Source organism: Mesorhizobium sp. WSM4989, from assembly GCF_029625795.1.
GTDB lineage: Bacteria > Pseudomonadota > Alphaproteobacteria > Rhizobiales > Rhizobiaceae > Mesorhizobium.
In genome coordinates this window covers 13596-33769 of the sequence record NZ_JARTVN010000003.1, presented here as the reverse complement: position 1 = coordinate 33769, position 20174 = coordinate 13596, and the positions used below count along the sequence as shown (strand labels likewise).

Genomic DNA, 20174 nt, shown 5'->3' with positions numbered 1-20174 from the left:
TTTGTGAAGAAGGCATGGCGGCTCGGCCGCCGGATGCCATAGCCGGTATGCGGCCTTTCATCTAGCGCCTTTTCAAGAGGCTCCGCATGCGATTGCGCAGGAGCCGCGCCATGTTGCGGGTCTCGCGGTAGAGATGGAGCTGCGAGGCCGCCTGGCGGGCCGGCCGGTCGGCGTCGGGCGTCAGGCCGACCACCAGCGTGCCCATCGGCTTGCGCTCCGTCCAAAGGCGACTCATCACCGGATGGTCGGGCACCGCGCAGGAATCGGTCGTGGCGACATTGGGATCATCGAGATGCTGCTTGGTCACCTCGATCATCAGCAGCGTGCCCGGCGAATAGGCCGAGAGCGTCTCGTCATAAGCCGTCTTCCAGGTGTAGGCGACGCCCGCTTCGACGAAGACGACGAGAGAAGCGATCGTACGGCCGTCGAGCGTCAGTGTGTGGATGCGGCACATGTCGTGCTCGGCGAGCCTGTGCACCGCCTCGCGGGCGAAGGCGGCGCGGTAGCGGTCGATCGCCATGGCCGTGCGCTCGCGGCCCTTCCAGCCGGCCGCCTCCAGTGTCAGGAAGCTTTCGATGGCGTGGCGGATCTCGTCCGGTCCGCGCGCCACCACATGGTCCAGCTTGCCAAGGCCGTCGAGGCGCCGCTTCAGCCGGCGGAATTCGCGATAGTGATGCGCGCGCAGCGAGGCCTTGAGGTAGTCGTCGCCGTCGGCATCGCTTTCCAGCACCGGGCGCTCGGCCTTGCCGGTGACGACCAGGGTCAGGCCGCGGCTGTCGGCAAAGGAGGTGAGGAGGCTCGCCACCGGGCCGTCCAGCTTGATGTCGGGCAGCACGAAGACCTTCGGCAATTTGAGATGCGGCCTGGACAGCATCGAGAAGAAATCCTCGATGACGCCGACCGGATCGTCACGATCGACCAGCGGCGTACCGAGCGGGCCGAACGGGCTCGACCATGTGCGCATGACCGGGACGCCGAGCGGAATTGCGGGGCGCTCGACCGAGAACGGCACAAGGAGGCGCAGCCGGTTGCGGAACTCGTCGCCGTCGCGGATCACCGCCAGCCGCACTTCGCGGTCCTCGAGCCTCGGCATGGCCGGCGCCAGGAAGCGCGGGTTGAAGAAGACGTTGGGCTCGATCGTGCGTGCGCTAAGATAGTCGAGCTCCTCGACCAGGTCGAAGCCGGCCGAGGCGGGATAGATCGCGAGCTTGCGCTCCGGCCGGTTGTTGGCGAACAGCTCGATATGGGCGGGATCGGCCTCCCTGACGAGGCCGGCAAGGCCCGACACCATGGCGCCGGCGGGCCCGCCGCTGGTCTCTTCAAGCAGCGGAATGGCGGCCATCAGGCGACTTCCTTGTTTGCGGGCACGAAAATCGCCATGACGATGCCGAGCTTGCGCCAGACGGTGAAGGACAGCGCGCCGGCCTCGAAGACCATGGCGAGGCTGGTGGCGATCGCCGCGCCCCAGAGGCCGAAGAGCGGGATCAGAACCACATTGAGAGCGATATTCAGCGCGAGCGTCATGGCATAGGCGGCGGCGCAGATGTTCTGGTTGTCGCTCATGGTGAGCAGGCTTTCGCAGGGGCCGACGGCGCCGCGCGCGACGACGCCAAAGACCAGCAGGAAAAGCAGCGGATAGCCGGCGGTGAATTCGGGGCCGAACAGCACCAGCATCGGCTCGCCGAGCGCCAGCACCAGCAGCGCCATCGCAAGCGAGGGCCAGAAGGTCCAGGAGACGGTCTCGCGGGCGAAGGCGGCGAGCCTTTCCGGCTCGCCATGGGTGAATTGCGCATAGCGCTGGGCAACGCCCGCCTTGACGGCGAAATAGACGAAATGCACCAGAGCCAGCGTTTTCACGGTGGCGAAATAGACGGCGACGTCATTGGGCTCGAGATAGGCGCCGACCATCAGCACGTCGGCATTGGTGAGCAGGAAGAAAAAACTCTCGACCAGGAAGATCGGCAGCGAGACCAGGAACCACCGGCCGAAATGCACGGTCATCGGCCCGGCCGGGATCTGCTTGTCCATGCGCGAGGTGACGCCCATCAGCTGGCCGAGCGTCGTGGCATAGGTGGCGGCGATCGAGGCGAAGATCGCGGTCTTGGCATCCGGCACGTAGTGCATGGCGAGCATAAGCGCCATGAACACCAGGATCAGCACCGGCCGCACCAGATAGGTCGGCGACAGCGCGAACAGCGCCCATGAGTTCGCCCGCGCCAGTCCCTGCAGGAGGTCGCCCATCGCGATCATCGGCAGGCAGATGACGCCGAGGATGAAGGGAATGACGTAGTAGTTCTCGATCCAGGGCGAGGCGAGCCACACGCCGAGCGCACCCAGCCCCGCGATCACCGTCGAGGCGACAAGCACGAACAGCCGGCTCGCCAGCACGATGCCGCGCAGCTCGGCGAGCATGCCGCGCTCGCGATATTCGGGAATGAAACGGATGACCGAGGTGTGGAAGCCGAGGCAGGCGAGATTGCCGACGATGACCATCGTTACCCAGACCAGCACGAAGATGCCGTATTCGAAGGAGCCCATCCAGCGTGCCATCAGCACCTGGCTGACGAAGGCGATGACCGCGCTGACGATGCGGATGGTGAATGCGATCAGCGACATGCGGCCGGCTTCGCCGCGTTCGTCGGCGCTGAACAGCACGGCGTCGATGCGGCCAAGCAGCGGCCCCATGCGCAGCGCCCAGCGCTGCGGCAAGAACCGCCCGGCAGTCGTCGCCGCGGAAAAGCGCACCCCGAATACTCTCCGTTTTCCGCCTGTTTCCAAGGTTTCGGTGTATGCGAAACACATTAAGAAACGGTTGGGTGGAGGGCTTCCTTCTCCCCGTCATATCCGGGAAGAAGAAGTGAAGGGGATCAGGCGAAGGCGCCGTGGCAGTGCTTGTATTTCTTGCCGGAGCCGCACGGGCAGGCCTCGTTGCGGCCGACCTTGCCCCAAGTCGCGGGATTCTTCGGATCGCGATTTTCGGGTGCCACCATGGCATGGGATTCCTGGCGGACCAACAACGCCGTCTCGCCGCCCTGGAAGTCGTCCTCGCCGGTGGTGCCGTCGATATGGCTGCCGAACATATCCGGCGCCGACGGCGGCGGCGCTTCAGCCGCCTGGCGGACTAGCTCGACGCGCATCAGCTGCGCGGTCACGGCCTGGCGCAGATTGCCGAGCATGCCCTGGAACAGCTCGAAGGCCTCGCCCTTGTATTCCTGCAGCGGATCGCGCTGGGCATAGCCGCGGAAGCCCACGACCGAACGCAGATGGTCGAGGTTGACGATGTGCTCGCGCCACAGATGGTCGAGCGTCTGCAGCACGACCGAACGCTCGACATAGCTCATGACGTCGGGGCCGAAGCGCTCGGCGCGTTCCTTGGCGGCTGCCTCGGCGGCGGCCGAGATGCGCTCGCGGATGTCGTCCTCGGCGATGCCCTCCTCCTTGACCCAGTCGTCAATCGGCAGGTCGAGATTGAGGTACTGCGCCACTTCCTCCTTCAGACCTGCGACGTTCCACTGCTCGGCATAGGCGTTTTCCGGGATGTTCTTGGCGACGATTTCTTCGATGACGCCCTCGCGCATCTCGGCCACCGTCTCGGACAGGCCTTCGCCATCCATCAGCTCGATGCGCTGCTCGAAAACCACCTTGCGCTGGTCGTTGGAGACGTCATCGTATTTCAGCAGGTTCTTGCGGATGTCGAAGTTGCGCGCCTCGACCTTCTTCTGCGCCTTCTCCAGCGCCTTGTTGATCCACGGGTGGATGATGGCCTCGTCTTCCTTGAGGCCGAGCTTCTGCAGCATGCCGTCCATGCGCTCGGAGCCGAAGATGCGCATCAGATCGTCCTGAAGCGACAGGAAGAATTTCGAACGGCCGGGATCGCCCTGGCGGCCGGAACGTCCGCGCAGCTGGTTGTCGATGCGGCGCGATTCATGGCGCTCGGTGGCCAAGACGTAGAGTCCGCCGGCGGCCAGCGCCTTTTCCTTCAGTTGCGCGACGTCGTCGCGGATCTGCTGTTCGCGCGCTTCGCGCTCCGGGCCGGCGGGCATATCCGCCAGTTCTTCGGCGATGCGCATGTCGGCATTGCCGCCGAGCTGGATGTCGGTACCGCGTCCAGCCATGTTCGTGGCGATGGTGATGGCGCCGGGCTTGCCGGCCTGGGCGACGATAGCCGCCTCGCGCTCGTGGTGGCGGGCGTTGAGCACCTCGAAATTCTTGACGCCTTCCTTGCGCAGGCGCTCGGCCAGCTGCTCGGATTTCTCGATCGAGGTGGTGCCGACCAGGATCGGCTGACCGCGCTCTCGGGCGTCGCGGATCTCCTTGACGATGGCCTTGTACTTCTCTTCCACCGTCCGGTAGACCTCGTCGTCCTCGTCCCTGCGGGCGACCGGCAGGTTGGTCGGGATCTCGGTGACTTCGAGATTGTAGATGTTGGCGAATTCCTCCGCCTCGGTCAGCGCCGTGCCGGTCATGCCGGCGAGCTTCTTGTAAAGGCGGAAATAGTTCTGGAAGGTGACGGAGGCCAGCGTCTGGTTCTCCGGCTGAATCTGCACATGCTCCTTGGCCTCGAGGGCCTGGTGCAGGCCTTCCGAATAGCGGCGGCCGGGCATCATGCGGCCGGTGAACTCGTCGATGATGACGATCTCGCCGTTGCGCACGATGTAGTCCCTGTCCTTCTGGAACAGCAGGTGCGCCTTCAGCGCATTGTTGACGTGGTGGACGATCGCGACGTTCTCGACGTCGTAGAGCGACTCGCCCTTCAACAGGCCGGCATCGCGCAGCATGTTTTCCAGCTTCTCGGTGCCGTCCTCGGTGAAGATCGTGGTTTTCTGTTTTTCATCGACCTCGTAGTCGGCCGGGCCGAGCTTCAGCATGAAGGCGTCGATGGTGTTGTACATTTCCGAGCGGTCCTCGAGCGGACCGGAAATGATCAGCGGCGTGCGCGCCTCGTCGACAAGGATCGAGTCGACTTCGTCGACGATGGCGTAGGCATGGCCGCGCTGGACCATCTGCGAGCGCTCATACTTCATGTTGTCGCGCAGATAGTCGAAGCCGAGCTCGTTGTTGGTGGCGTAGGTAACGTCGGCGGCGTAGGCCTCGCGGCGCTCGTCGTCGGAGAGGCCGTGTACGATGATGCCGACGGTGAGGCCGAGGAACTTGTAGACGCGGCCCATCCATTCGGCGTCGCGCTTGGCAAGATAGTCGTTGACCGTGACGACATGGACGCCCTTGCCGGCGAGCGCGTTGAGATAGACCGGCAAGGTGGCGACCAGCGTCTTGCCCTCACCGGTGCGCATCTCGGCGATGCCGCCATTGTGCAGCACCATGCCGCCGATCAATTGGACATCGAAGGGACGCATGCCGAGAACGCGGCGGGCCGCCTCTCGCACTGTTGCGAAGGCCGGTATCAGCAGGTCGTCGAGCGAGGCGCCATTGGCGAAGTCCTGGCGGAATTTCTCGGTGCGGCCGGCAAGCTCGGCATCGGAGAGCGCCCGCATCTCGTTTTCCAACCCATTGATGGCCTCGACCCGGGGCCTTGTCGCCTTGACTCGGCGGTCGTTGGAAGAGCCGAAAACCTTACGCGCGAGAGCGCCGAGACTGACCATCCAATGGTCCTTTCGATAGCAATTTTAGCCGTTTGCGACAGGCGCCTGGCGGGCCCATCAAATCCGCGTGAATGCGGACAAACGCAAAAAGCGCCCGGAAAACGGTTCTGGACGCCAAGTCGTTGGACAGATAAGAGGGGGCTCAACTGATGTCAACGCCGCGTTAGCCCTATGGGCAGCGCCAAATTCCGCCACAATCGGACTGATCTGGAACCTTCCCGTTCAAGCGATCCTTATCGGCAATCCCCATTGGAGTTATCTTGATGTCTCTGTCGTTCCGCCGCGCGTCGCTCGCCAGCCTTGGCTTGGCCTTCGGGCTCTCGGCTCTTTCGCTGTCGCCGCTGATGGCGCAGGAAACCAAGCCCGCCCAGCCGGGCGCGGCGGCTCGCGCAGCCGCTCCCGTGGATCCCAACGCCGTGGTCGCCACCATCAACGGCGAGAAGCTGACCGAGGCCGATCTCGCGCTGGCCGAAGGCGAGCTGTCGCAGCAGTTCGCGCAGCTGCCGCCGGAACAGCGCCGCGCCGCTGCTCTTTCGGCGGCCATTGAAATCCGCGTCATGGCCAAGAAAGCGGTCGACAGCGGCCTCGACAAGGATGCCGATTTCCTGCGTCGGATGGCCTTCCTGCAGCAGCGCGCCCTGCACGGCGAGGTCGTCGAGAAGGAAGTCGTCGACAAGGTGACGGATGCAGATATCCGCGCCCGCTACGACCAGGAAATTGCCAACACGCCGCCGGTCAATGAGATTCACGCCCGTCACATCCTCGTGAAGACGAAGGAAGAAGCCGAGGCGATCATCAAGCAGCTCGACGGCGGCGCCGATTTCCAGAAGCTCGCCAACGAGCACACGAGCGACCCGAGCGGCAAGTCGAATGGCGGCGACCTCGGCTGGTTCGGTCCCGGGCAGATGGTGCCGGAGTTCGACAAGGCCGCGTTTGCGCTTGATGTCGGCAAGTACAGCAAGGAGCCGGTGCAGTCGCAGTTCGGCTGGCATGTCATCAAGGTCGAGGACAAGCGCGCCAAGCAGCCGCCGGCCTTCGACGACGTCAAGGACCAGGCCAAGCAGGCCGTCATCCGCGACAAGTATTTCGCCATGGTCAAGGAATTGCGCGGCGCCGCCAAGATCGAGATCCCGGACGCGAAGCTGAAGTCGGCGGTCGACACGCTGGAGAGCGGCAAGTAAGCCGGCCAGCCTGAAAGATGCTGCTAAGGGCGCCTTCGGGCGCCCTTTCGCATTTCAGGCGCGCGCTATGCCGCGCACCCCGAGAGAGCCCATCAAGCGCGGCCAGAACGCTCTTGCGCCAGCGCGCGCTATCGGGCAAACCGGCCTCCTATTTGCGTTCTGCCGCTCCGGGGTCACATGTCCGCAACGATTTCGCCGCTCGCACCGAAGAAATATCCCAAGATGCCGGTCATCGAGGGCGTGCGCATCGCTACCGCCGAGGCCGGGATCAAATATCGCAATCGCACCGATCTGCTTGCCATGGTCTTCGATCCCGGAACGGCGGTCGCCGGTGTCTTCACCAAGTCGAAATGCCCCTCGGCGCCGGTCGACTACTGCCGCCAGAACCTGTCCGCCGGCAAGGCGCGTGTGCTGGTGGTGAATTCCGGCAATGCCAACGCCTTCACCGGCAAGAAGGGCCGCGCTTCGACGGCTTTGACCGGCGAGGCGGCGGCGAAGGCCGCCGGATGCTCCGAGAGCGAAGTGTTCCTGGCCTCGACCGGCGTCATCGGCGAGCCGCTCGACACCAACAAATTCAGCCATCTGCTCGCCGGCCTGGTGAAGGACGGCAAGCCGGACCTGTGGACCGAGGCGGCGAAGGCCATCATGACCACGGACACCTATCCGAAGGTGGCGTCCCAGACGGTGAAGCTCGGCGACGCCGACGTCACCATCAACGGCATCGCCAAGGGCGCCGGCATGATCGCGCCCGATATGGCCACGATGCTCTCCTTTATCGCCACCGACGCGCCGATCGCAGCCCCGGTGCTGCAGGATCTGTTGTCGCGCGGCACGGCAAAGACCTTCAACGCGGTCACCGTCGACAGCGACACCTCGACTAGCGACACGCTGCTCTTCTTCGCCACCGGCAAGGCTGGTTCGCGTGGCGCGCCCAAGATCAGCGACCCGAAAGATGCGCGGCTCGGCGCCTTCCGCCGCGCACTCGGCAAGGTGCTGAAGTCGCTGGCGCTGCAGGTGGTGCGCGACGGCGAAGGCGCGCGCAAGCAGGTCGAGGTCACCGTCACCGGCGCCAAATCCGCGCGTTCGGCCAAGCGCGTCGCGCTTTCGATCGCCAACTCGCCGCTGGTCAAGACGGCGGTCGCCGGCGAGGACGCCAATTGGGGCCGCGTCGTCATGGCCGTCGGCAAGGCCGGCGAGCCGGCCGACCGCGACCGGCTGTCGATCTGGTTCGGCGACAACCGGCTGGCGCATGAGGGCGAGCGCGATCCGGCTTACTCGGAAGAAGCGACCTCGGCCTATATGAAGCGCGACGACATCCGCATCCGCGCCGACCTCGGCATCGGCCGCGGCAAGGCGACGGTGTGGACCTGCGACCTCACCAAGGAATATGTCGCCATCAATGGCGACTACCGGAGCTGATGGCACCGGTGTCGACGCATCCGGCAAGCGTGCTCGCGATCGTGCGCCGCTACGAGGCGGCGGGCTTTCGCGCCTGGCCGGCGGCGGCCGTTCACTATGACGGGACATGGTTGGTGCGGCTGACGGCGGGCCATCCGGCGAAGCGCCTGAATTCGGTCAATCCGCTCGATCCCGGCGACACGCATGCCATTGCCGAACGCATCGTGCGCGCCAGCCGTCGCTTCGAGGCTTACGGCCGGCCGCTGACCTTTCGTATGTCGCCGCTTTCGGGGCAGGTGCTGTCGACGCATCTCGACGATGCAGGCTGGAGCCGGTTCGACGAATCGGTGGTGATGCGTCTGCCGCTCAAGGAGGCGCAACTCGACGCCGCGATGGACCAGATTCCGCTGAAAGACATCAGCCGCTTCATCGGCGCGGCGATCAGGACGAACGGCTCGGACGCCTCGCTGCGAGCCGGCCTCTCGGAAGTCATCGGCGCAATCCAGCCTGAGGCGGGGCTGTTTGCGCTCGAGGACGGCAATGAGCCGCTGGCAACGCTGATCTGCGTCCACGACGGCGATCTCGCCGGCGTGTTCGAGGTCGCCACCGAAAAATCGGCGCGCAAAAAGGGCCACGGCCGCAACCTCATCCTGTCGGCGCTGAAATGGGCCAGGCTGCGCGGCGCGCGCGAAGCATGGCTGCAGGTAGAAGCCGGCAATGTTGCGGCGCTGTCGCTCTACCGGTCGCTCGGCTTCGAGGAAGTCTATCGCTACCATTATCGCCGGCGGCCGGACGCATGAGCGAGATCACGCCAGCTGGAAAGCGCCTGCTTCTTGTCGCGGCCTGCGCGCTGGTGGACGCCGACCGACGCGTGCTTCTGGCGCAGCGTCCCGAGGGCAAGCAGCTCGCCGGCCTTTGGGAGTTTCCGGGCGGCAAGGTCGAGCCAGGCGAGACGCCCGAGGAATGCCTGGTGCGCGAGCTGCATGAGGAGCTCGGTATCGAGACCGAGATCCCCTGCCTGGCGCCGCTCACCTTCGCCAGCCACAGCTATGACCATTTCCACCTGCTGATGCCGCTCTACATCTGCCGGCGCTTCCGCGGCATTGCGCAGCCGAGGGAAGGGCAGGGGCTGAAATGGGTCAGGCCGCGCCAGATGCGCGACTACCCGATGCCGCCGGCGGACGCGCCGCTGATCCAGTTCCTCATCGATCTCTTGTGATCGTCACAGCCGCTTCAGCGTTTCCACCAAAATGCTGATTTGGCGACCTGCGGCCGGAATTGCTCCAAGCTGCCGTTTGCTCCGTCTGCTTTAGGCAGCGTTAATGGAAGATTTATCTCGACATGGAAAATTGAGGCAAATCGTCCGCGCGGCGGCATGCCGATTTTGATTGGAGCCAATCCATGAGCCTCGACAGAGAATGGGACTCGATCCGGCCCGACCGCGCTTTCCGCGCCGCCGATGCCGGCATGGGTATCTTGCGGATCACCCTGCTTTTCGGGTCGGCCGCGGTGGCGCTGGCTCTGATCGCGACGCCTTTCCTGGACAGCCAGTTGCGTCCGCAGGGCGCGCGCGAGAGTTTGACCGGCGGACTCGACCTGAGCAGCACCGGGTCGATCGGTCGCCGCGATACCTACACCCTGCGGCGAAGCGTGCTGCAGCCGCTGCCAAGTTCCGTTTGCGTAATCCGCAACGATGGCAGCCGCTACGGCGAGTGCTAATTGGTTAATAAATTCAGCAGGAAACTGCTATTTCACCGCCCGTTAAGCTTTTGCCGTTAACCTTTCTTAACGGGTAGGCGCTATGGTTCCCGGCAAGAGGGATCGATGACCATGAAAAACCTGCTGCAGCGTTTCATAGAAGATGAATCGGGCGCCACGGCCATCGAATATGGCCTGATCGTTGCCGTGCTGTCGCTTGCAATCGTCGGCGGCGTCGGCAAGGCCGCCGACGCGATCCAGTGGCTGTTCTCCGACAATAACAGCAGACTTGCCAACGCCTTTGCCCAGCACTGACCGCATCGGTCAGACCGCGGCGCGCATCGGTCAGTGCCCCCTCGGCTTCTCGAGGATCGTCTTCAGCGAGACCTGGGCCGAGCCAGGCTTCAGCGGCTTCTGCTGTGAGGCATCGGGCGCCCAGCCGGACATCCACACAATCGAAAAGCTTGCCCGGATGCGGCCGTCCGGGTCGGAAAACCGATCGGCATAAATTTCGGCGGCGCGGGCGAATAGCCGCCGGGTGGCGGGACGCCGGCTGCGGTCCAAAAGCGGGCTGGTCTCGCCCATGGCGCGCAGGTCGGCGGCAAGCCCGAACAGCGAATCGTAGCGCACCGTGACCGTCTCCACGTCGGCGACCGGCAGCGCCAGGCCGGCACGCTGCAGCAGCGCGCCGGCGTCGCGCACATCGGTGAACGGCAGGACGCGAGGGCTCGCGCCACCGTAAAGCTCGGTCTCGGCGGCAAGCAGGCTCTCGCGCAACTCGGAAAGCGTGCCGGCACCGGCCAAAGCGCCGAGGAACAGTCCGTCGGGCTTCAGCGCGCGGCGGATCTGCGCCAGCACGCCGGGGATGTCGTTCATCGCCTGCAGCGACAGCAGCGAGACGACAAGATCGAGGCTCTCTGCTTCGAACGGCACGGTCTCCGCCGGGGCGACGATGCCGGCTTCTCCGGCAAGGAAGGCACCGTCTGTTTCCACGCGCACTGTGTCGGCCACCTTGCCGCTGCCGGCGAGCAGCCTGGTCGCGGCCGATGTCTGGCAAAACAGCGCCGCCGCCTGGCCGAATTTGCGCTCGACGGCGCCCAGCCGGTCGGCAAGGTCCTCCGCTGCCCGCCGCATCAGGAAATCGGCTCCGTCGACGGGGTGCATCAGCGCCCGGCGTTTGTGCGCAAGCCAGAGCTCCGTGTCGATCAAAGGCTGCAATGGGTTATTCCTGTTGTCGGTGCGTGCCGGACCGATGCTATGGTGGCGCGGGGTTTCGCTTCACGTGGCCGATCCGGTGCGCAAGATCAAGACCATTGCGATGAAGGACATGGCGCGGCAGGCTCTGGGCTGGCCGGCGCGCCTGTTGTTTCCGCCGGTCTGTGCCGGCTGCCGCCGCCACGTCTCGCAGCCTGGCGTGCTGTGCGGCGCCTGCTGGCCGAAGCTTCGGCTGCTGGAGAAGCCTTGGTGTCCGGTTATGGGCACGCCGTTCACGCATGACATGGGCGACGGTTTTCTTTCCGCCGAAGCGATCGCCGATCCGCCGCCTTTCGAGCGGGCGCGGGCGGCGGTCGTCTATTCAGGGGTCGCGCGCCAGATGGTGCAAGGGCTGAAATACCAGGATCGCACCGATCTCGCGCCCTGGATGGCGCGCTGGATGATGCGCGCCGGCGCCGAACTGATCGCTGAAGCCGATGTTGTGGTGCCGGTGCCGCTGCATTGGCGGCGCTTCTTCCGGCGGCAGTTCAACCAGTCGGCGGAGCTGGCACGGGCGGTTTCGAAGCTGAGCGGCCTGCCTTTCGCGCCGGCTGCGGTGAGTCGCGTAAAACTCACCCGCCAGCAGGTCGGGCTGGAGCGGCACGAACGCGAGGAGAATGTGCGCGCCGCCTTCCGCGTCCCGCCCGATGCCGAAATCGAGATCGCCGGCCGAAGGGTGCTCGTCATCGACGACGTCTTCACCACCGGCGCCACCGTGCGGTCGGTGGCCAAGGCGCTGAAGAAAGGCGGCGCCGGAGCGATCGACGTGCTGACCTTTGCCCGCGTCCTGCCGGGGGACTTCCGGGCCGATGAGTCTGCAACTATATAGGGCTTAAGTTGTTGTTTTGGTGCATGTCGCTTTCGCATAACCGTTGGGCGATGGGCACAGGCAGGATTGCTGATCGATGGTTGATGTGACGATCTATACCCGGATGATGTGCGGCTATTGCACCGCCGCCAAGCGGTTGCTCGAGCGCAAGGGTGTAGCCTATACCGAGCATGACGCGTCGTTCTCGCCGGAATTGCGCCAGGAAATGATTTCGCGGGCGCATGGGCGCACCACTTTTCCGCAGATTTTCATCGGCGACACGCATGTCGGCGGCTGCGACGACCTCCATGAATTGGAGTCCGAGGGCCGGCTGGACGTGTTGCTTGCCAACGGGGCGAGGGTTTGATCATGAGCGTTTTCAAGGCGGCGGCGGTGCAGATGCGTTCGGGCACCAGCCCGGAGCGCAACGCGGCCGACATGGAAAAGCTGGTCCGCGAGGCGGCACAGCAGGGCGCCACCTACGTGCAGACGCCGGAAATGACCGGCGCGCTCATCCGCGACAAGCAGGCGGGTGCCGCCGCTTTCACCAGCCAAGACAAGGACGTCGTCGTTTTGACGGCGCGGAAACTTGCGCAGGAACTTGGCATTTTCCTGCATGTCGGTTCGACGGCCATCCTGCGCGCCGACGGCAAGCTCGCCAACCGGGCGTTCCTGTTCGCGCCCGACGGCGCCATGATCGCCAATTACGACAAGATCCACATGTTCGATGTCGACCTCGACAACGGCGAGAGCTGGCGCGAATCCGCCTCTTACGAGCCGGGGACGGAGGGCGTCGTCACCGATGTCAACGGCGTGAAGCTGGGCTTCGCCGTCTGCTACGACCTGCGCTTCCCGCAGCTATTCCGTGCCGAAGCGCTGGCGGGGGCTCAGGTGCTTTCGGTGCCTGCAGCCTTCACCCGCCAGACCGGCGAGGCGCACTGGCACGTGCTGCTCAGGGCACGCGCGATCGAGAACGGCGCCTATCTCATCGCGGCCGCGCAGGGCGGCCTGCACGAGGACGGCCGCGAGACTTACGGCCATTCGCTGATCGTCGATCCGTGGGGACGCATCATCGCCGAGGCCGCGCATGACGAGCCCGGCGTGATCGTCGCCGAGATTGACCCGGCGCAGTCGGCTGCGGCGCGTCGCAAGATTCCCAATCTCAAGAACGCGCGGGATTTCACCGTCAATGCCGGCGAGGCGCCGCGTCTCAGGGGTGCAGCCTCTTGATCCGCTTTTCGCTCATCTGCGAACACGAGCACGAATTCGAAGCCTGGTTCCGCAGCAATGACGACTTCGGCACGCAGAAGAAACGCGGCTTCATCGATTGCCCGATCTGCGGCTCGCACAAGGTCGAGAAGGCGCTGATGGCGCCGGCGGTCTCCACCTCACGCAAGCAGGAGAAGATGGCGCTGGCCATGGGCGACGCGCAGAAACAGGCGCTGGCACAGCTCAAGGCGCTCGCCGACAAGGTGCGGGAGAATGCCGACTATGTCGGCGACAAGTTCGCCGAGGAAGCGCGCAAGATCCATTTCGGCGAGACCGATCCGCGCGGCATTTATGGCGAGGCTACGCCGGACGAGGCGAAAAGCCTCGCCGAGGACGGCGTCGAATTCATGCCGATCCCGAGCTTTCCGGAGGACCGGAACTAAGAGTTCCGATCAGCTTTTTCAGCAGTGTGGCGAGCATTTTCCGGTCCTCTGGCGCCAACCCGGCGAGGATTTCATGCTCGTTCGCGACGTGGGCGGTAAGGGCCTCATCGATGAGTTCGAGGCCTTTCGCGGTGAGTTGCACCACAACGCCGCGGCGATCGCTGGGATGCGGCGCGCGCTGGATCAGGCCCGCCTTTTCCAGCCGGTCGAGCCGGGCGGTCATTGCTCCGGAGGTCACCATCGTCGCCTCGTAGAGCTCGGTCGGCGTCAGCGCGTGAGGCGCGCCGGAGCGGCGAAGCGTGGCCAACACGTCGAATTCGCCCTGCTGCAGGCCGGAACGGGCAAACACTGGCGCGAGGTGGTCACGGGCGATCAGCGAAGATGCTTCATTCAACCGCCCGATCACTCCCATCGGCGAGACGTCGAGGTCCGGCCGTTCCTTGCGCCATTGCTCCATCGCTCTTGCCGCACGGTCCATGTGCCTCACCGTAAAGTATCTTGATATTGAGAATCTTTACGCTATATTATCCCAAGTTGGAGCGGCCGCCAAGCTTGGCCGCGTAGCCACAGGATCACGCAGATGAAATTGCTCTGGGACTCCGCACTGGGTCTTCTGATCGTCACCGGCGGATTGCTCGGCATGACGCTCCCCTTCGGCAAGCTGGCAACGGCGGCCGGTGCCCCGGCAATGGTCTGGGCTTTCGTGATCTCGTTCGGCGCCGGCGGCGTGTTGCTCACAACGCTTCTGCTGCTCGATCAGCGCATCCGGCTCACGGCGCACAAGCTGCGTTACTTCTTCATCACCGCAGCCATCTCCTACGCTCTTCCTAACTTGCTGATGTTCTCGGCCATCCCGCATCTCGGCGCGGGTTACACGGGCATCATGTTCACGCTGTCGCCGGTCATCACGCTGGTGTTCTCGATCCTGCTTGGGGTGCGGCGACCGAACCTGCTCGGCGTCATCGGCATTATCGTTGGTTTTGTCGGCGCGGTGATGGTCGCGCTTACGCGTGGGGAGGCCGGCCAGCCGGCCGAATATTTCTGGGTGGCGGTCGGCCTTCTCATCCCCGTCAGCCTCGCCGCCGGCAACATCTACCGCACCATCGACTGGCCCGAGAACACCGGTCCGATCGAGCTCGCCGTTGGCAGCCATCTGGGGTCGGCAACCTTGCTTCTCATCGGCATCCTGACGCTGCTCGGCTGGCAGGCATTTGCTCCGCTCGGCGGCGTGCCGCTGGTGGTCGCCGCACAGGTGGCGTCGGCTTCGGCGATGTTTGCCTTCTTCTTCCGGCTGCAGGCGGTCGGCGGGCCGGTCTATCTCAGCCAGATCGGCTATGTGGCGGCGGCGGTCGGGCTCTTTGCCGGCACGATCTTCCTCGGCGAGCATTATCAGCTTCTGACCTGGCTGGGCGCGGCCATCATCACCGCCGGCGTGCTCATCACCACCAAGGCGCAGAGCCAGCCAAGCCCGAAGCTGCAAAGCCAGGCGGCGTAAACGCTTCAGTTGGCCGCTTAGACCGAGGCTTTTTCGGCCAGCACCATGTAGTTGACGTCCATGTCCCTGGATTTCTGCCAGCGGTCGGCCAACGGATGATAGATCACGCCGGTCCGGTCGACGATGGTCAGCCCCGCCGCGCCAAGCGCCTTTGCCAACTCCTCCGGCCGCACCAGCTTGCCGAACTGATGCGTGCCGCGCGGCAGCCAGCGCAGAACATATTCGGCGCCGATGATGGCAAGACCAAGCGCCTTCAGCGTGCGGTTGATGGTGGCGACGAACATGATGCCGCCGGGCCGGACCATCTCACTGCATTTGGCGACGAAGAGATCGACATCGGCGACATGCTCGACCACCTCCATGTTGAGGATGACGTCGAATGTCTCGCCGGCGTCGGCCAGCGCCTCGGCCGTGGTGGCGCGATAGTCGACATTTACGCCGGCTTCGGCCGCGTGCAGCTTAGCGACCTCGATGTTGGTGGCCGAGGCGTCGGCACCGACCACTTCCGCGCCAAGCCGCGCCATCGGTTCGCATAAGAGCCCGCCGCCGCAGCCGATGTCGAGGAAGCGCAGCCCCTCGAATGGCCTTGCCGCGCGCGGATCGCGGCCGAAGCGCGCCGCCACCTGGTCGCGGATATAGGCAAGCCGCACAGGGTTGAACTTGTGCAGCGGCCGGAACTTGCCGTTCGGGTTCCACCATTCGGCGGCAAGGGCGGAGAAGCGTTCGACTTCTCCGGCATCTATGGTCGATCGGCGGGGCTCAGGCATGGGGCGGGTCTCCTCGAACGCCAGCAAGTCGGGGAACGCTAGGAAGTCGGGTCCCCGGCAGCGAAAGTCAAGGCAGGTTTTTTCCGTTGCCGCCAATCAGCCGCAGCGGGACGAGGGACAGTCGAGCCTAGGCCGACAGCGCGACCGCGGCATGACCCATGGCCACGCTGGCCGGCTCGATCGCCCGCATGGCCTCGCAACCGCCGATCTCAGCCATGATGCGCTGTGCCGCCGCCTGGGCCTGCTCGAGGCTCTGCCAGCGCACGACGTCGACCCAGCTCCCGTCGTCTCGCTCGCCAAGATGGCGGCTGAGAAAACCGGGCTGGTGCGCCAGCCAGTCGGTGACGACGCCATTTTGGGCAACAAAACCAGCCGCAGCATCCGGCTTGAGGCGGAAGGTCACGATCTCCAGCGTCTCGGTCATGAATTCCTCCATCCGATTTTCCAAGTTTATCGCATTGCGCGGCAGGAATCCGCCAGGAGACTTCAAAATCGCGCCAAGGCCGCTTCTCCTGCGCCCTCGCTTGCGAAGCCTTGCTGTTTTAGCTAAGGAGGCCGCGCATTTCCGCGGCTCGGCTGGTCCGGGCGCATTTTCCGTTTTCCGGCCCCAAGCCGGCTTCAGTCAAAGGCATCTCGCTTCCATGGCGCGCATTGTGATGAAATTCGGCGGAACTTCGGTCGCCGACATCGCCCGCATCCGCAATGTGGCGCGCCATGTCAAACGCGAGGTCGATGCCGGCCATGAGGTCGCCGTGGTGGTTTCGGCCATGGCCGGCAAGACCAACGAGCTGGTCGGCTGGACGCGCGAGGCCTCGCCCATGCACGACGCGCGCGAATATGACGCCGTTGTCGCCTCCGGTGAGCAGGTCACGGCCGGCCTGTTGGCGATAACCCTGCAGAACATGGGTGTCCATGCCCGTTCCTGGCAGGGCTGGCAGATCCCGATCAAGACCGACAACGCCCATGGCGCGGCGCGCATCCTCGACATCGACGGCGCGTTCCTGATCAAGCGCTTCGGCGAGAGCCAGGTGGCGGTCATCGCCGGTTTCCAGGGCATCGGCCCGGACAACCGCATCTCGACCCTCGGCCGCGGCGGCTCCGACACCAGCGCCGTGGCGATCGCGGCAGCGGTCAAGGCCGACCGTTGCGACATCTACACCGATGTCGACGGCGTCTACACGACTGATCCGCGCATCGAGCCGAAAGCCCGGCGGTTGGCCAAGATTTCGTTCGAGGAAATGCTCGAAATGGCCTCGCTCGGCGCCAAGGTGCTGCAGGTGCGGTCGGTGGAGCTTGCCATGGTGCACAGGGTGCGTACCTTTGTGCGGTCGTCCTTCGACGATCCCGACGCGCCCGGAATGGGGGATTTGCTAAATCCGCCCGGAACGCTTATTTGCGACGAGGAAGAGATCGTGGAACAGCAGGTCGTCACCGGAATTGCCTATGCCAAGGACGAAGCGCAGATCTCGCTGCGCCGCGTCGGCGACCGCCCAGGCGTCGCCGCCGGCATCTTTGGCCCGCTGGCCGTGGCCAACATCAATGTCGATATGATCGTCCAGAACATCTCCGAGGACGGCAAATTCACCGACATGACCTTCACGGTACCGTCGGGCGACATCGACAAGGCGCTGGCAGTGCTCGAGCGGCTGAAGGCCGATGTCGGCTACGACGTCGTGCAGTCGGAAGCCGGCATGTCGAAGGTCTCGGTCATCGGTATCGGCATGCGAAGCCATGCCGGCGTCGCGGCCACCGCCTTCAAGGCGCTGGCCGATAAAGCGATCAATATCCGGGCGATCACCACCTCCGAGATCAAAATCTCGATACTGATCGACGGTCCCTATACGGAACTTGCAGTTCGTACTTTGCATTCCGTCTACGGGCTCGATAAGCAATAGCAAGAACTGAGTCCGTTATTGCGTGAGCGCCGGCCGTGGCGGAAGCTACGGCGGGCAACGTGCCCATTGGAGAAGAAGCCGCGATGCGTGACATGGCCGGTGGCCCGCGCGTTCTGCTGAGACGGCTCCGCGAGCTCATGCAGGAGCCGCTGGAGCCGCAGGAGCGGCTCGACCGTATCGTGCGCGACATCGCCTCCAACATGGTCGCCGAGGTATGCTCGCTCTATGTGCTGCGCGCCGATTCGGTGCTGGAGCTCTACGCCACCGAAGGTCTGAACCCCACCGCCGTCCATTTGGCGCAGTTGAGGCTCGGGCAAGGCCTGGTCGGCACCATCGCCGCCAGCGCGCGGCCGCTCAATCTCTCCAACGCGCAGGAGCATCCGGCCTTCGCCTACCTGCCGGAGACGGGCGAAGAGATCTACAATTCCTTCCTCGGCGTGCCGGTGCTGCGGGCAGGGCGCACGCTGGGCGTCCTGGTGGTGCAGAACAAGACCATGCGCCACTATCGCGACGACGAGGTCGAGGCGCTGGAAACGACGGCGATGGTGATCGCCGAGATGGTCGCCACCGGCGATCTTGCCCGCCTCACCCGGCCGGGGCTCGAACTTGACCTGCGCCGTCCGGCAAGCTTCACCGGTCTTGCCTTCAACGAAGGCGTCGGGCTTGGCCATGTCGTGCTGCACGAGCCGCGCATCGTCGTCACCAACCTGTTCAACGAGGACAGCGAGGAGGAGGTGCGTCGCCTCGACCGCTCGCTCGGCTCGCTGAGGCTGTCGATCGACGACATGCTCGAGCGCCGGGACGTCGCTTTCGAGGGTGAGCATCGAGAGGTGCTCGAGGCGTATCGCATGTTCGCCAACGACCGCGGCTGGGTACGCCGGCTGGAAGAGGCGATCCGCAACGGCCTGACTGCGGAAGCGGCCGTCGAGAAGGTGCAGAGCGACATGCGCGCACGCATGCTGCACATGACGGACCCCTATCTGCGCGAGCGCATGAGCGATTTCGACGATCTCGCCAACCGGCTCTTGCGCCAGCTGATGGGGCGCGGTCCGGAGGATGTCGCGGCCTCGCTGCCAAAGGATGCCATCATCGTCGCCCGCTCGATGGGTGCGGCCGAACTGCTCGACTATCCCAGGGACAAGCTGCGCGGCCTGGTGTTGGAGGACGGCGCGGCCACCAGCCATGTCGTCATTGTCGCGCGCGCGATGGGCATTCCGGTCGCAGGCCAGGTCAAGGGCGCCGTCTCCATGGCGGAAAACGGCGATGCCATCATCGTCGACGGCGAGGAAGGCACCATTCACCTGCGGCCGCAGTCCGACCTCGAGGCCGCCTATGCCGAAAAGGTCCGCTTCCGAGCTCGGCGGCAGGAAATCTATCGCGAGCTGCGCAAGAAGCCGTCGCTGACCAAGGACGGCGTCCCGGTCGATCTCCTGATGAATGCCGGCCTTGCGGTCGACCTGCCGCAGCTTTCAGAATCGGGAGCGGCCGGCATCGGCCTGTTCCGCACCGAATTGCAGTTCATGGTGGCCTCGACCTTTCCGCGCGCCGAGGCGCAGGAGCGGCTCTATCGCGATGTGCTCGAGGCGGCGCGTGGCAAGCCGGTCACCTTCCGTACCATCGACATCGGCGGCGACAAGGTGCTGCCCTATTTCAAGGGCGCGGTGCAAGAGGAAAACCCGGCACTCGGCTGGCGGGCGATCCGGCTCACCCTCGACCGCCCCGGCCTCCTCAGGACACAGATCCGCGCGCTGCTCAAGGCTTGCGGCGGGCGTGAGTTGAAGCTGATGCTGCCAATGGTGACGGAACTGTCGGAAATCGCGCAGGCGCGCGAGATCATCGACCGCGAAGTCCGGCACCTGTCGCGTTTTGCGCATCACTTGCCGACGAGCCTCAAGCTCGGCGCGATGCTGGAGGTGCCGTCGCTGCTGTTCCAACTCGACGAGTTGATGAAGGCGGTCGATTTCGTCTCGGTCGGTTCCAACGACCTCTTCCAGTTCGTCATGGCGGTGGACCGCGGCAACACGCAGCTTGCCGACCGTTTCGACACGCTGTCGGCGCCGTTCCTGCGCGTGCTGAAGCAGATCGCCGACGCCGGCGCGCGCAACCATACGCCGGTCACGCTGTGCGGCGAGTTGGCGGGCAAGCCGATCTCGGCGATGGCGCTGATCGGCGTCGGCTTCCGCTCGATCTCGATGTCGCCAGCCTCGATCGGCCCGGTCAAGGCGATGCTGACCGAACTGCCGCTGCAGGAGCTGGAAGCCTTCTTCAGCGACAATCTGATGGCCCCCGCCCAAGGAACGCCAATGCGGGCGCTGCTGCAAGCCTTTGCCGACGACCGCTCCATTCCGCTCTAGATTCACGTGAGGGCGGTCTGCAAATGTCGATTTTCTGCGCTTCCGGTGCTCATGTACCTAAATGTACATTCC

20 protein-coding genes are annotated in these 20174 nt (G+C 64.8%); 13 read left to right on the top strand and 7 right to left on the bottom strand.

What is annotated here, in order from left to right; all coding sequences use genetic code 11:
- Positions 1 to 61 precede the first annotated feature (61 nt).
- The 3 genes from P9217_RS24935 to secA all read right to left on the bottom strand — a co-directional run bounded on the left by P9217_RS24935 (position 62) and on the right by secA (position 5600).
- Complete coding sequence (locus P9217_RS24935) at positions 62 to 1342, bottom strand: GNAT family N-acetyltransferase (RefSeq protein ID WP_278088010.1); 1281 nt, start codon at positions 1340 to 1342, stop codon at positions 62 to 64.
- Entirely contained in the window at positions 1342 to 2745 is a 1404-nt protein-coding gene (locus tag P9217_RS24930) for a lipopolysaccharide biosynthesis protein (RefSeq protein WP_278088011.1), read from the bottom strand. Before P9217_RS24930 ends, P9217_RS24935 begins: the two co-directional genes overlap by 1 nt.
- Before the next feature lie 122 nt (positions 2746 to 2867).
- Positions 2868 to 5600: a preprotein translocase subunit SecA gene (gene secA, locus P9217_RS24925; protein ID WP_066990130.1), complete on the bottom strand. Its 2733-nt coding sequence runs from the start codon at positions 5598 to 5600 to the stop codon at positions 2868 to 2870.
- A 263-nt stretch (positions 5601 to 5863) separates the two neighbouring features.
- Between secA and P9217_RS24920 the strand changes: the two genes are divergently transcribed.
- The 6 genes from P9217_RS24920 (at position 5864) to P9217_RS24895 (ending at position 10192) form a co-directional block, all read left to right on the top strand.
- Complete coding sequence (locus P9217_RS24920; protein WP_127325554.1) at positions 5864 to 6781, top strand: peptidylprolyl isomerase; 918 nt, start codon at positions 5864 to 5866, stop codon at positions 6779 to 6781.
- Positions 6782 to 6958: 177 nt separating this feature from the next.
- Positions 6959 to 8200: a bifunctional glutamate N-acetyltransferase/amino-acid acetyltransferase ArgJ gene (argJ, locus tag P9217_RS24915; RefSeq protein ID WP_067319074.1), complete on the top strand. Its 1242-nt coding sequence runs from the start codon at positions 6959 to 6961 to the stop codon at positions 8198 to 8200.
- On the top strand, positions 8200 to 8979 hold the full coding sequence (locus P9217_RS24910) for a GNAT family N-acetyltransferase (RefSeq protein WP_197507428.1): 780 nt from the start codon (positions 8200 to 8202) through the stop codon (positions 8977 to 8979). Before argJ ends, P9217_RS24910 begins: the two co-directional genes overlap by 1 nt.
- Positions 8976 to 9398, top strand: coding sequence for a (deoxy)nucleoside triphosphate pyrophosphohydrolase (locus P9217_RS24905; RefSeq protein WP_066990121.1), 423 nt, complete (start codon positions 8976 to 8978; stop codon positions 9396 to 9398). The genes P9217_RS24910 and P9217_RS24905 overlap by 4 nt, the downstream gene beginning before the upstream one ends.
- A gap of 182 nt (positions 9399 to 9580) precedes the next feature.
- The gene (locus tag P9217_RS24900; protein ID WP_067319072.1) at positions 9581 to 9898 is read left to right on the top strand and encodes a hypothetical protein; all 318 of its coding nucleotides are present in this window, start codon (positions 9581 to 9583) and stop codon (positions 9896 to 9898) included.
- 105 nt (positions 9899 to 10003) lie between these two features.
- Positions 10004 to 10192: a Flp family type IVb pilin gene (locus P9217_RS24895; protein ID WP_095828468.1), complete on the top strand. Its 189-nt coding sequence runs from the start codon at positions 10004 to 10006 to the stop codon at positions 10190 to 10192.
- A 30-nt stretch (positions 10193 to 10222) separates the two neighbouring features.
- Here P9217_RS24895 and P9217_RS24890 read toward each other — a convergent pair whose 3' ends face one another.
- Positions 10223 to 11095, bottom strand: a complete 873-nt coding sequence (locus P9217_RS24890; protein WP_278088012.1) for a methyltransferase domain-containing protein — start codon at positions 11093 to 11095, stop codon at positions 10223 to 10225.
- A gap of 64 nt (positions 11096 to 11159) precedes the next feature.
- Here P9217_RS24890 and P9217_RS24885 point away from each other — a divergent pair, with 64 nt between their 5' ends.
- From P9217_RS24885 to P9217_RS24870, 4 genes are all read left to right on the top strand, one after another.
- Positions 11160 to 11960 (top strand): ComF family protein, encoded by an 801-nt coding sequence (locus P9217_RS24885; protein WP_278088030.1) that lies wholly within the window; start codon positions 11160 to 11162, stop codon positions 11958 to 11960.
- 76 nt (positions 11961 to 12036) lie between these two features.
- The gene (gene grxC / locus P9217_RS24880; protein ID WP_066990112.1) at positions 12037 to 12306 is read left to right on the top strand and encodes a glutaredoxin 3; all 270 of its coding nucleotides are present in this window, start codon (positions 12037 to 12039) and stop codon (positions 12304 to 12306) included.
- Between the two features lie 2 nt (positions 12307 to 12308).
- Entirely contained in the window at positions 12309 to 13169 is an 861-nt protein-coding gene (locus P9217_RS24875) for a carbon-nitrogen hydrolase family protein (protein WP_278088013.1), read from the top strand.
- Positions 13166 to 13591, top strand: a complete 426-nt coding sequence (locus tag P9217_RS24870; protein ID WP_067319064.1) for a DUF1178 family protein — start codon at positions 13166 to 13168, stop codon at positions 13589 to 13591. The genes P9217_RS24875 and P9217_RS24870 overlap by 4 nt, the downstream gene beginning before the upstream one ends.
- Here P9217_RS24870 and P9217_RS24865 read toward each other — a convergent pair.
- Positions 13554 to 14069, bottom strand: coding sequence for a MarR family transcriptional regulator (locus P9217_RS24865; RefSeq protein ID WP_278088014.1), 516 nt, complete (start codon positions 14067 to 14069; stop codon positions 13554 to 13556). The genes P9217_RS24870 and P9217_RS24865 overlap by 38 nt on opposite strands.
- A gap of 102 nt (positions 14070 to 14171) precedes the next feature.
- Here P9217_RS24865 and P9217_RS24860 point away from each other — a divergent pair, with 102 nt between their 5' ends.
- Complete coding sequence (locus P9217_RS24860) at positions 14172 to 15086, top strand: DMT family transporter (protein WP_278088015.1); 915 nt, start codon at positions 14172 to 14174, stop codon at positions 15084 to 15086.
- Positions 15087 to 15103: 17 nt separating this feature from the next.
- Here the strand turns inward: P9217_RS24860 and ubiG are convergent, their stop codons facing one another.
- Complete coding sequence (gene ubiG, locus P9217_RS24855) at positions 15104 to 15853, bottom strand: bifunctional 2-polyprenyl-6-hydroxyphenol methylase/3-demethylubiquinol 3-O-methyltransferase UbiG (protein ID WP_095824176.1); 750 nt, start codon at positions 15851 to 15853, stop codon at positions 15104 to 15106.
- A gap of 127 nt (positions 15854 to 15980) precedes the next feature.
- Positions 15981 to 16277 carry an antibiotic biosynthesis monooxygenase gene (locus tag P9217_RS24850; protein ID WP_278088016.1) on the bottom strand — a complete coding sequence of 99 codons (297 nt, stop codon included), beginning with the start codon at positions 16275 to 16277 and terminating at the stop codon, positions 15981 to 15983.
- A gap of 217 nt (positions 16278 to 16494) precedes the next feature.
- On the opposite strand from P9217_RS24850, the gene P9217_RS24845 reads away from it, so the two are divergent.
- Both P9217_RS24845 and ptsP read left to right on the top strand, forming a co-directional pair.
- Complete coding sequence (locus P9217_RS24845) at positions 16495 to 17748, top strand: aspartate kinase (RefSeq protein ID WP_278088017.1); 1254 nt, start codon at positions 16495 to 16497, stop codon at positions 17746 to 17748.
- An 83-nt stretch (positions 17749 to 17831) separates the two neighbouring features.
- Entirely contained in the window at positions 17832 to 20102 is a 2271-nt protein-coding gene (gene ptsP, locus P9217_RS24840) for a phosphoenolpyruvate--protein phosphotransferase (protein WP_095823951.1), read from the top strand.
- Positions 20103 to 20174 lie beyond the last annotated feature (72 nt).